This window comes from Bradyrhizobium sp. Rc3b (assembly GCF_900114915.1).
Lineage (GTDB): Bacteria > Pseudomonadota > Alphaproteobacteria > Rhizobiales > Xanthobacteraceae > Bradyrhizobium.
In genome coordinates, this window is the sequence record NZ_FOUS01000011.1 from 173939 (window position 1) to 187158 (window position 13220).

Annotated in this window: 4 protein-coding genes; all 4 read right to left on the reverse strand. The window is 63.6% G+C overall.

The window, feature by feature from the left end:
* Positions 1-51: 51 nt before the first annotated feature.
* Positions 52-2079 carry an ABC transporter ATP-binding protein gene (locus BM190_RS25960; protein WP_092260221.1) on the reverse strand — a complete coding sequence of 676 codons (2028 nt, stop codon included), beginning with the start codon at positions 2077-2079 and terminating at the stop codon, positions 52-54.
* Positions 2080-2213: 134 nt separating this feature from the next.
* On the reverse strand, positions 2214-4274 hold the full coding sequence (locus BM190_RS25965; RefSeq protein WP_092260223.1) for an FAD-dependent oxidoreductase: 2061 nt from the start codon (positions 4272-4274) through the stop codon (positions 2214-2216).
* A gap of 191 nt (positions 4275-4465) precedes the next feature.
* Positions 4466-8662, reverse strand: a complete 4197-nt coding sequence (gene rpoC, locus BM190_RS25970; RefSeq protein ID WP_018322257.1) for a DNA-directed RNA polymerase subunit beta' — start codon at positions 8660-8662, stop codon at positions 4466-4468.
* A 129-nt stretch (positions 8663-8791) separates the two neighbouring features.
* Complete coding sequence (gene rpoB / locus BM190_RS25975) at positions 8792-12910, reverse strand: DNA-directed RNA polymerase subunit beta (protein ID WP_018322256.1); 4119 nt, start codon at positions 12908-12910, stop codon at positions 8792-8794.
* Between the last annotated feature and the right edge of the window lie 310 nt (positions 12911-13220).

Consider the following 13220-nt stretch of genomic DNA (forward strand, 5'->3'; position numbering starts at 1 on the left):
GTCGGGAATCAAGCGCACACCGATGGCCGCATAGAATCGGTGCGAGCTCGGTCATTCCTCCTCGTCGTCCTCGTCCTCATCATCCTCGAGGTCGTCTTCGTCCTCATCGTCGCTGCCGTCATCGGCGTGAGCCGCCGCGCCGTGCGGCTGGTGGATCTGGTCGTTCCAGAGCTTGCGATAGGTCCCGTTCTTGGCGAGCAGCTGGGCATGCGAGCCGCGCTCGATCGCCCTGCCCCCCGAGATCACGATGATCTCGTCCATCTCCACCACCGAGGTCAGGCGGTGGGTCGACCAGATCATGGTGCGCCCCTTGGCGACCTTGAGCAGCGTGCGGTTGATCGCGGCTTCCGTGGTCTGGTCCAGCGCCGAGGTGGCTTCGTCCAGCAGCAGCACCGAGGGGTTGCGGATGACCGCGCGCGCGATCGCGATGCGCTGGCGCTGGCCGCCCGACAGGGTGTCGCCGCGTTCACCGACCGGCGTGTCGTATCGCTGCGGCAGGCTCATGATATAGCGGTGGATCTCGGCCTTCTTGGCCGCCTCCTCCACCTCCTCGTCGGTCGCGCCCTCCTTGCCGAGCCGGATGTTCTCGCGGATCGACATGTTGAACAGCATGTTCTCCTGGAACACCACCGCCATGCTCCGGCGCAGCGAATCCAGCGTCACCTTGCGGACGTCGACGCCGTCGATGGTGACGCGGCCCTCGTCGGGCACGTAAAGCCGCAGGATCAAATTGAGCAACGTGCTCTTGCCGGAGCCGCTCGGGCCGACGATCGCGATGCGCTTGCCCGCATTGAGCTTGAGGCTGAGATTGTCCAGCACCGGCGTCTGGCTGCCCTCGTACTGGAAGGTGACGTGATCGAAGGTGATGTCGTTGGTGATGCGCGGCAGGTCGGGTGCGCCGGGGCGGTCGGCAGCGCGGGTCGGCTCGTCCAGCAGCTCCTGCATGTGCCGGATCGCGGCGGCCGAGGAGATCGATACCGGGATGAAATGCATGACATGAGCGATGTTGTAGGAGACCTCCCAGAACGCGCTCTCGAAGGTGACGAAGGTGCCGATGGTGATCTGGCCCTTGGTGGCGAGATAGGCGCCGATCGCGAGCACCACGAGGTGCAGCATCAGCACCGAGATGGTGACCGTCCGCTCCACCATGGTCGACAGGAACGCAGCTGAGGCGATCTTGTTGCGCGTCTCGTCGTTGCGGAAGGTGAAGAAACCGAACATCTTGCGCTGCAGGCTGAACGCCTTGATCACGGCCTGCGCCGCCACGTTCTCCTGCACCATGCCGAGCAGCGCGCTTTCGTTGAGCTTCTGCTCGTAATTGGCCTGCACCGCCTTCGGCGTCAGGATCCGTGGGCCGATCAGTGTGATCGGGAACACGAGCAGCGCGACCGCCGCGAGCTGCCAGTTCAGGAACACCATTAGGATGATGCCGGCAACCAATTCCAGAAAGGGCAGCGCGGCACTGTTGGCAAACGTCTTGACCGAGCCTTCGAAGGCCGAGAGGTCGACGGAAAAGCGCGACAGGATCTCGCCGCGCTTGGTGCGGCCGAAATAGGCCGCCGGCAGGTCCTGAACGTGCTCGAACAAGCGCTTGCGGACGTCGGAGATGATGCAGGCCGCCAATCGCGCGTCCCAGCGCTCGTACCAGACCGCGACGATCGAGGTAAAGATGCCGGCCACGGCGAGCACGCCGAGGATCTTGTACAGCGCCTGGAAATCCTCCTCGCCGAGCGCGTCGTCGATCAGGAACTTCAGGCTGAGCGGCATGATGACGTTGAACAGCGTCTCGACGCAGACGCCGAACGCCACGAAGGACAGCATCCGCTTGTAGTTCGCCAGGAACGGCTTGACGAACCCGACGATGGTCGCGAGCGCGCCGGCGGCCTCGCGCGCGGTGAAGACGACGAGGTCCTCGTCCTCATCGTCATCGTCGAGCTCCAGCTCGTCGTCCGCCTCGTCTTCGGCGTCCTCGTCGTCTTCGAGGTCCGGCTTGGCAGCCGAGGCGAGCTTGTCATCGAGCTCGGCCGCCTCTTCGGCGGCGAGCTTCTGTTTGTCGGGCGAAAGAGGCTTGGATGCCATGAAACCAACCGATGCTGACGGCCGGCATGACCGCAGAGAAAGCAGAACATAGCGGAAAGCCGCTATTGAACCGATTCTATGCGATCAGGATGAATTCGGCAAAACAATTGGCGAATTCGACGCGCGCCCCGCGGCTAGTCCTCGTCTTCGTCCTCGACCTTGTCGAAGAAGGAATAGCGCAGACTGTCGGCGTCGGCGTACCACTGCCCCGGCCCCTTGTTGGCGGCGAGCGTCGCCTCCCAGAGCGCATCGGTGCAGTCCTTGCGGTGCATCGAGAGGTCGAAACCATTGCCGAAGAACAGTTCGGACCATTCCCACCACGTGCCGAGTTTCTTGACCCCGCGCAGGAGGTCGTAGCGGTCGATCAGCGCCGGCGCCATGTCCGAGGTAATCGAGCCGAACACGAGGCCGGTCTTGACCACGCGGTTCAGTTCCTTGATCGCGCGGACCACCTGCTTCGGGGAAACGTGGCAGAGGCTGGTCTCGAACACGAAGTCGAACGCGCCGTCCTTGAACGGCATGTCGGTGATCGAGCCGAGCTTGTTGTACTTCTTCAGCGCCTTCGGCGTCCTGGCGTGGATGGCGCGGTTGCTCTCGATGCCGAAGGCATCGATGCCGCGCTCGCGTAGCGCGCCGACCAATTCGCCGCTGGCCGAGCCCGCGACGAGCAGCTTGGCGCCCTTGGTCTTGCCCCAGACGATGCCGAGCAGCCGTGTGAGGTAATCGGGATCGGTGAAGTGGCGCCACGCCTCATGATAGGGGCCGAGGCCGCGATAGTTCTCGAAATAGTCGCGGTCGATCTTGTCGGAGAGCGGCTTGTCGTCCTGCGCGCGCTCGCGGCGCAGGCGCATCATCTCGGTCAGGATGATGTCGGTCGCCGCATCCGAGGAGTCGAGCAGGCCGTTCAGGGTCGAGTCGAACAGATAATCGCCGACCACCACGATGCCGGGATGCTCCTTCGGCTCGGGCCGGTGATTGGTCATGACGTCGCGCACCGGCAGGCCGCCGGGAATCGCGTTCACCGACGACAACCAGCGGTGGATCTTGCCTTCCATGAAATGCAGGCGCGCATCGCCGAGCGAGGCCGGCAGCGATTTCAGCGCGGCATCGATCAGCTCCTGGTCCGACAGATTGGCGAAGGCCAGCGCGTCGGAGCCGGGAATCAGCCAGTTCAGCACGCCGTGCTTGCCGACGTCGTGGCGCGCACCCTCGTTGTAGACGCAGCAGCCGCCGAAGGCTTCCGACATGAACCAGGCGCCTGGAATCTTCTCGCCCCAGAACGGCGTGTCGAACAGGATCGAGACGCGCAGGTAATGCGCGGGACGGTCGAAGTAAGAGACGTGCTTGACCATCGACTTGCGGAGCTGTTCGCCTTCCCACCCCATGGTGGCGAGCCAGGAATGCGGCAGGCAGACCAGCACGAGATCGAAGTCGCGCGTCTCCGGTCCCTTGCCGTTCATCATCTTGAGCTGGTAGCGCCCGGTCGGCGCCTTGCCGACGGTGAGCACGCGGTGATTGAGCTGGATGTCGGCGTTCACCTCCGACTGCAGGCACTCGATCAGCTGCTCGTTGCCGTTCTGGATGGAATAGAGGCCGATATAGCCGTCGACATCCATCAGATAGTTCTTGAGCGCGTTGAGGCCGTTGGTGTTGTGGCTTTCGGTCGCGATGTCGGAGCGCGCCATCACCTTGAAGAAGCGCTTTGCGGTTTCGTCCTCGACCTCCTCGTCGAGCACCTGCTCGGCGGTCTTGTAGGCCCAGGGGTTCTCGTTGTCGTGCGCGCCGACGCCCTCGTAATATTCGATCGGCGACATCGCCTCGGCACAGCGCTTGCGGAACGCCTCGATCGCCGCGGCGGTCTTGGCGCCATACTTGCGGCGCATGCCCGGCACGTCGTCGAGAAGCTCGCCGCCGAACTGCACCTGCTCGGCATCCATCGGGATCGTCTGCAGCCCGAAATGCTGGATCAGCTCGCGCAGCGGATCCGGCCCGGTCATCGAGTAGTCGTAGATCTCGGCAACGCCGGCCTCGTACATCGCAGGTGCGGAATCGAACTTGCGGGTGACGATCTTGCCGCCGAGCCGATCGGAGGCCTCGTAGATGGTGACGCGACAGAGATCGCCAAGCTTGCGCTTCAGATACCAAGCGCTCATCAGCCCGCCGGGGCCGCCGCCTACGATTGCGAGATCAAGCATGTGAGTTCCGTGGTCTCCGGCCCGCCCCCTTCACGGGACCACCGGTCTAAACTCTCCTAGCAGAAGCGCTTTTGCGGCTGAAGGAAAGATGAACAAAGGTTGATCCCGCATCGCAACAGACAAGCAAAGCAACAAAAAGGCCGGCTTTCGCCGGCCTTTTCATTGTCCTCGGCAGTCCTACGGATGAACGATCATTCCGCGGGCGGCAGCGCAGGAAGCTCCGCTTCCGGCGCGGGCGACACGACCGCCGCCTGCTTCTCGCGCTCGTCCAGGATCAGCTTGTCGCGCTTCATGGCGACTTCGCGAATCTTGGCCATGGAGGCGCCGGTGCCTGCCGGAATCAGCCGGCCGACGATGACGTTCTCCTTAAGGCCTTCGAGCGGATCGACCTTGCCGTTGACCGCCGCTTCCGTGAGGACGCGGGTGGTCTCCTGGAACGAGGCCGCCGAGAAGAACGAACGGGTCTGGAGGCTCGCCTTGGTGATGCCGAGCAGAACCGGCGTCCCCGTGGCGGGCTTCTTGCCCTCTTCCTTGGCCTTCTCGTTCAGCGCGTCGAACTCGATCTTGTCGACCTGCTCGCCCGAGATCATGTCCGTATCGCCCTGGTCGGTGACTTCCACCTTCTGGAGCATCTGACGGACAATCACCTCGATGTGCTTGTCGTTGATGAGCACGCCCTGGAGCCGGTAGACCTCCTGGATCTCGTTGACCAGATAGGCCGCGAGTTCCTCGATGCCCTTGACCGCCAGGATGTCGTGCGGCGCCGGGTTGCCTTCCACGATGAAGTCGCCCTTTTCGACGACGTCGCCGTCCTGAAGGTGGATGTGCTTGCCCTTCGGGATCAGGTACTCGCGCGGCTCGTCGGTCTTGTCCATCGGCTCGATCGAGATGCGACGCTTGTTCTTGTAGTCGCGCCCGAACCGGATGGTGCCCGCGATTTCGGCGATGATCGCCGCATCCTTCGGACGCCGTGCCTCGAACAGTTCCGCCACCCGCGGCAGACCGCCGGTGATGTCACGCGTCTTGGCGCTTTCGGTCGAGACGCGGGCGAGGATGTCGCCCGGATTGACCTTGGCGCCGACGTCGACCGAGAGAATGGCGTCGACCGACAGCATGTAGCGGGCATCGCCGCCACGGGCGAGCTTGAGCACCTTGCCGTCCTTGCCCTTGACCACGATGGCCGGACGCAGGTCCGCACCGCCGCGGGTCGAGCGCCAGTCGATGACCACGCGCTTGGCGATACCGGTGGCTTCGTCGAGCGTTTCCGAGATCGACTGCCCCTCGACCAGATCCTCGAAGCCGATGGTACCTTCGACCTCGGTGAGGAGCGGACGGGTGTAGGGATCCCACTCGACGACGCGCTGGCCGCGCTTGACCATATCGCCTTCGTCGACATGCAGGCGCGAGCCGTACTGGACACGGTGCGTCGCACGCTCGGTGCCGTCGGCATCGACGATCGCCACCACCATGTTGCGCACCATCGCGACCAGGTGACCTTCGCTGTTGCGGGCGATGGCCTTGTTCCTGATCACGATCTTGCCGTCGAAATTGGCTTCGACGAACGACTGCTCGTTGAGCTGCGCCGCACCACCGATGTGGAACGTACGCATCGTGAGCTGGGTGCCCGGCTCGCCGATCGACTGCGCCGCGATGACGCCGACCGCTTCGCCGTGGTTGACCGGCGTGCCGCGGGCGAGGTCGCGGCCGTAGCACTTGCCGCAGATGCCGTTGACGAGTTCGCAGGTCAGTGCCGAGCGGATCTTCACCTCCTGCACACCACCCTGCTGGATGGCGTCCAGATGGCTTTCTTCCATCAGCGTATCGCGCTTGATGATCACCTTGCCCGAGCTGTCACGGATGTCTTCGCAGGCCGTGCGTCCGAGGATGCGCGAACCGAGCGAAGCAACCACGGTGCCGGCATCGACGATGGCGCGCATCTTGATGCCGAGCTTGGTGCCGCAGTCGCTCTGCGTGATGATGCAGTCCTGCGCGACGTCGACGAGACGACGGGTCAGGTAGCCCGAGTTCGCGGTCTTCAACGCGGTGTCCGCGAGACCCTTGCGGGCGCCGTGGGTCGAGTTGAAGTACTCGAGCACCGAGAGGCCTTCCTTGAAGTTCGAGATGATCGGCGTCTCGATGATCTCGCCCGACGGCTTGGCCATCAGGCCGCGCATGCCGGCGAGCTGGCGCATCTGGGCCGGCGAACCGCGGGCACCGGAGTGAGCCATCATGTAGATCGAGTTGATGTCGGCATCGGCTCCGGCCGCCGTCTTCTTGGTGGCGGAGATCTCCTTCATCATCGCCTTGGCGATTTCTTCCGTGGCCTTCGACCAGGCGTCGACGACCTTGTTGTACTTCTCGCCGTGGGTGATCAGACCGTCGTTGTACTGCTGCTCGAAATCCTTCGCCAGCGTACGGGTGGTGTCGACGATCTTCCACTTGGAGTTCGGCACGACCATGTCGTCCTTGCCGAACGAGATGCCGGCCTTGAACGCGTTATAGAAGCCGAGCGCCATGATCCGGTCGCAGAAGATCACCGTCTCCTTCTGGCCGCAGTGGCGGTAGACCTGGTCGATGACGCCCGAGATCTCGCGCTTGGTCATCAGCTTGTTGATGATCTCGTAGGGGACGCGCGGGTTCTTCGGCAGCAAATTGCCGAGCATGACGCGGCCGGCGGTGGTCTCGATCCAGCGCTTCGAGATCTTGCCGGTCTCGTCGACGCCTTCCCACCGGTACTTGATCTTGGTGTGGAGGTGGATGACCTTCGCATGCAACGCGTGCTCGAGCTCGGCCATCTCGCCGAACACCTTGCCCTCGCCGGGCAGGCCTTCGCGCATGATCGAGACGTAGTACAGACCGAGCACGATGTCCTGCGACGGCACGATGATCGGCTGTCCGTTCGCCGGATGCAGGATGTTGTTGGTCGACATCATCAGGACGCGCGCTTCCAGCTGCGCTTCGAGCGACAGCGGGACGTGCACGGCCATCTGGTCGCCGTCGAAGTCGGCGTTGAACGCGGAGCAGACCAGCGGGTGAAGCTGGATCGCCTTGCCCTCGATCAGCACGGGCTCGAACGCCTGGATGCCGAGACGATGCAGCGTCGGTGCGCGGTTGAGCAGCACCGGATGCTCGCGAATGACCTCATCCAGGATGTCCCAGACCTCGGGCCGCTCCTTCTCGACCAGCTTCTTGGCCTGCTTCACCGTGGTGGACAGGCCCTTGGCGTCGAGCCGCGAATAGATGAACGGCTTGAACAGCTCGAGCGCCATCTTCTTCGGCAGGCCGCACTGATGCAGGCGCAGCTCGGGACCGACCACGATCACCGAACGGCCCGAATAGTCGACGCGCTTGCCGAGCAGGTTCTGGCGGAAGCGGCCCTGCTTGCCCTTGAGCATGTCGGCGAGCGACTTCAGCGGGCGCTTGTTGGCGCCCGTGATGACGCGGCCGCGGCGGCCGTTGTCGAACAGCGCATCGACCGCTTCCTGAAGCATGCGCTTCTCGTTGCGGATGATGATGTCGGGCGCGCGCAGCTCCATCAGCCGCTTCAAGCGGTTGTTGCGGTTGATGACGCGGCGGTAGAGGTCGTTGAGGTCCGAGGTCGCGAAGCGGCCGCCGTCGAGCGGCACCAGCGGACGCAAGTCCGGCGGGATCACCGGGACCACGGTCATGATCATCCATTCCGGCTTGTTGCCGGAGTGGCGGAACGCTTCCACGATCTTCAGGCGCTTGGCGAGCTTCTTGTGCTTGATGTCGGAGTCGGTCTCCTGCATCTCGAGGCGCAAGGTCGCCTCGAGCTTCTCGAGGTCCATGCCCTTGAGCAGCTCGCGGATCGCTTCCGCGCCGATCATGGCGGTGAAGCTGTCCTGGCCGTACTCGTCCTGCGCCTTCAGATACTCGTCTTCCGACAGCAGTTGGCGGTCCTTCAGCGCGGTGAGGCCCGGCTCGAGCACGACGTAGTATTCGAAGTAGAGGATCCGCTCGAGATCCTTCAGCGTCATGTCCAGCAGGAGGCCGATGCGCGAGGGCAGCGACTTCAGGAACCAGATGTGGGCGACGGGCGCTGCGAGCTCGATATGGCCCATGCGTTCGCGCCGGACGCGCGACAGCGTGACCTCGACCGAGCACTTCTCGCAGATGATGCCCTTGTACTTCATGCGCTTGTACTTGCCGCACAAGCACTCGTAATCCTTGATCGGCCCGAAGATGCGGGCGCAGAACAGGCCGTCGCGCTCGGGCTTGAAGGTGCGGTAGTTGATGGTCTCCGGCTTCTTGATCTCGCCGTAGGACCAGGACAGAATCTTCTCTGGAGACGCGATCGAGATCCGGATCTGGTCGAAGACCTGAGCCGGCGTCGTCGGGTTGAAGAGATTCATAATTTCTTGGTTCATCGTCTTCTCCTCGCGTGCCGGTCGCCTCCGGCCGCAAATTCGAAAATCACTCAAGCAGGGCGCCCTGCCCTCAAGGCCTCGGACGGGGCGCCGGTGCCCGGCCGCGAAGGCCGGGCATGACAGGTCGAATTACTCGGCCGCTTCCGACGTCGGTGCCGGTCCCATCTTGGAGTTGTGCAGGTCGACGTTGAGGCCGAGCGAGCGCATTTCCTTGACCAGCACGTTGAACGATTCCGGAATACCGGCCTCGAACGTGTCGTCGCCGCGCACGATCGCCTCGTACACCTTGGTACGGCCGGCGACGTCGTCCGACTTCACCGTCAGCATCTCCTGGAGCGTGTACGCCGCGCCGTAAGCCTCGAGCGCCCACACCTCCATTTCGCCGAAGCGCTGGCCGCCGAACTGCGCCTTGCCGCCCAGCGGCTGCTGGGTGACGAGCGAGTACGGACCGATCGAACGCGCATGGATCTTGTCGTCGACCAGATGGTGCAGCTTGAGCATGTAGATGTAGCCCACCGTCACCTTGCGATCGAAGGCATCGCCGGTGCGGCCGTCATAGACGGTCGACTGACCCGACGCGTCCAGGCCGGCAAGCTTCAGCATCTCCTCGATGTCGGCTTCCTTGGCGCCGTCGAACACCGGCGTCGCGATCGGCACGCCGCGGCTGAGATTGTGGCCGAGCTCGATCAGTTCGTTGTCGTTGAGCGACTTGATCGTCTCGTCCTCGCCGTAGACCTTCTTCAAGGTTTCCTTCAGCGGCTTGATGTCCTGCTTCGACAGGTAAGCATCGACCGTCTGGCCGATACGCTTGCCGAGGCCGGCGCAGGCCCAGCCGAGATGGGTCTCGAGGATCTGTCCGACGTTCATGCGCGAAGGCACGCCGAGCGGGTTGAGCACGATGTCGGCGTGCGTACCGTCTTCGAGGAACGGCATGTCCTCGATCGGCACGATCTTCGACACCACGCCCTTGTTGCCGTGGCGGCCGGCCATCTTGTCGCCGGGCTGGATCTTGCGCTTCACCGCGACGAAGACCTTGACCATCTTCATCACGCCGGGCGGCAATTCGTCACCGCGCTGAAGCTTCTCGACCTTGTCGAGGAAGCGCTGTTCAAGCCCCTTCTTCGACTCGTCGTACTGCTTCCGCATGGCCTCGATCTCGGCCATCAGCTTGTCGTTCGGCGAGGCGAACAGCCACCACTGCGACTTCGGGTACTCCTCGAGCACCGCACGGGTGATCTTGGTGTCCTTCTTGAAGCCCTTCGGGCCGGCAATGCCCTGCCGTCCCTCGAGGAGCTCGGCAAGACGGTTGTAGACGTTGCGGTCCAGGATCGCCTGCTCGTCGTCGCGGTCCTTGGCCAGACGCTCGATCTCTTCCCGCTCGATCGCCAGCGCACGCTCGTCCTTGTCGACGCCGTGACGGTTGAACACGCGCACTTCCACGATCGTGCCCTGCACGCCCGGGGGAACGCGCAGCGAGGTATCGCGAACGTCGGAAGCCTTTTCGCCGAAGATCGCGCGCAGCAGCTTCTCTTCCGGCGTCATCGGGCTCTCGCCCTTCGGCGTGATCTTGCCGACCAGGATGTCGCCGGCGCGGACTTCCGCACCGATGTAGACGATACCGGCTTCGTCGAGGTTCTTCAGCGCTTCTTCCGAGACGTTCGGAATGTCGCGGGTGATTTCCTCGGGTCCGAGCTTGGTGTCGCGAGCCATCACCTCGAACTCTTCGATATGAATCGAGGTGAACACGTCTTCCTTCACGATCCGCTCGGAGAGCAGGATCGAGTCTTCGAAGTTGTAGCCGTTCCACGGCATGAACGCGACGAGCACGTTCCGGCCGAGCGCGAGCTCACCGAGATCGGTCGACGGACCGTCGGCGATGATGTCGCCCTTCTTGACGATGTCGCCGACCTTCACCAGCGGACGCTGGTTGATGCAGGTCGACTGGTTCGAGCGCTGGTACTTCATCAGGCGGTAGATATCGACGCCCGACTTGGTCGGGTCGAGATCTTCCGTGGCGCGGATGACGACGCGGGTGGCGTCGATCTGGTCGATCACGCCCGAACGGCGGGCCGCGATCGCAGCACCCGAGTCACGCGCAACCACGCCTTCCATGCCGGTGCCGACGAACGGGGCCTCGGCGCGAACCAGCGGCACAGCCTGACGCTGCATGTTCGAGCCCATCAGCGCGCGGTTGGCGTCGTCGTTCTCGAGGAATGGGATCAGCGCCGCGGCCACCGAAACCAGCTGCTTAGGCGACACGTCCATGTAGTCGACCTTGTCAGGCGTCACCGGCAAGACTTCGCCGGCGTGACGGCAGACCACGAGGTCTTCGGTGAAGCGGCCCTTCGGGTCGAGCGGCACGTTGGCCTGCGCGACCGTGTAGCGGCCCTCTTCCATCGCCGAGAGGTACACGACCTCGTCGGTGACGCGGCCGTCCTTGACCTTGCGATACGGCGTCTCGACGAAGCCGTACTTGTTCACGCGCGCGAAGGTCGCGAGCGAGTTGATCAGGCCGATGTTCGGACCTTCCGGCGTCTCGATCGGGCAGATGCGGCCGTAATGCGTCGGATGCACGTCGCGCACCTCGAAGCCGGCGCGCTCGCGGGTCAGACCGCCCGGTCCAAGCGCCGACAGGCGACGCTTGTGGGTGATCTCCGACAGCGGGTTGGTCTGGTCCATGAACTGCGAGAGCTGCGAGGAGCCGAAGAACTCGCGCACGGCGGCAGCCGCCGGCTTCGCGTTGATCAGGTCCTGCGGCATGACCGTGTCGATGTCGACCGAGGACATGCGCTCCTTGATCGCGCGCTCCATGCGCAGGAGGCCGATGCGGTACTGGTTCTCCATGAGCTCGCCGACCGAGCGCACGCGGCGGTTGCCGAGATGGTCGATGTCGTCGATCTCGCCCTTGCCGTCGCGCAGGTCCACCAGCGTCTTGATGACGGAGAGGATGTCCTCCTTGCGCAGCGTGCGCTGGGTGTCGGGCGCATCGAGGTCGAGGCGCATGTTCATCTTGACACGGCCGACCGCGGAGAGGTCGTAGCGCTCGGCGTCGAAGAACAGCGACTGGAACATGGCCTGCGCCGAATCCAGCGTCGGCGGCTCGCCCGGACGCATCACGCGGTAGATGTCGAACAGCGCGTCTTCACGCGTCATGTTCTTGTCGGCCGAGAGCGTGTTGCGGATGTAGGCGCCGACATTGACGTGGTCGATGTCGAGCAGCGGCAATTCCTTGTAGCCGTGCTCGTTGAGCACCTTCATCGACTTGTCGGTGATTTCCTCACCGGCTTCCGCGTGGATCTCACCGGTCTTCGGGTTGACGAGGTCCTCGGCGATGTAGTTGCCGACCAGCTCCTCATCGGCCATGCGCAGCGCCTTCAGCCCCTTCTCCTGGAGCTGGCGGGCGGCGCGGACGGTGAGCTTCTTGCCGGCCTCGAGCACGACCTTGCCGGTGTCGGCATCGATCAGGTCGTTGATGGTCGAGTAGCCGCGGAAACGGTTGGCGTCGAACGGAACGCGCCAGCCTTCCTTGGTCCGCTTGTAGAGGATCTTCTTGTAGAACGTGGACAGGATCGCCTCGCCGTCGAGGCCGAGGGCGAACATCAGCGACGTCACCGGAATCTTGCGGCGACGGTCGATACGCGCATAGACGATGTCCTTGGCGTCGAACTCGATGTCGAGCCAGGAGCCGCGATACGGGATCACGCGAGCAGCGAACAGCAGCTTCCCCGAGGAATGGGTCTTGCCCTTGTCGTGATCGAAGAACACGCCGGGCGAGCGGTGCATCTGCGAAACGATGACGCGCTCGGTGCCGTTGACGATGAAGGTGCCGTTCATCGTCATGAGCGGGATATCGCCCATGTAGACGTCCTGCTCCTTGATGTCCTTCACCGACTTCGCGCCGGTTTCCTCGTCGATATCGAACACGATGAGGCGCAGCGTCACCTTGAGGGGAGCCGCGAAGGTCATGCCGCGCTGGCGGCACTCGTCGACGTCATATTTCGGCTGCTCGAACTCGTAGCGGACGAATTCCAGCATCGAGGTGCCCGAGAAATCGGAGATCGGAAACACCGAGCGGAACACCGCCTGCAGACCCTCGTCGAGACGGCCACCCTGGGGTTCATCGACCATCAGGAACTGGTCATAGGACGCCTTCTGAACCTCGATGAGGTTCGGCATCTCGGCGACTTCCTTGATGTGTCCGAAGAACTTGCGAACGCGTTTGCGACCGGTGAATGTCTGCTGCGCCATCGTGGCCTCTCATTTTCGTCGCCCGCTCTGGGCGAACCGTCCGGGACGCGGCTGCCACCGCTCCCCGGGTTGAATTTTTCGAACCCGTTTTGGGGGCCGGAGACTCAGCTTCAGGCGAGAATGTCCTGAATCTGTTCTTCAGACCTTCAAAACGCAAAACGACGCGCGGGGCGCTGGTGCGCGCCCGCCCGTCACAACGACCGTCTTCACGGACTGCAAAAGCCCGAAATAGCCTGCTCTCCCAACGGCTTACAGGGAATCCGGCATCCCTGCCCACCGCGCTTTCGTGCTGCCGAACCGATATGGGGCG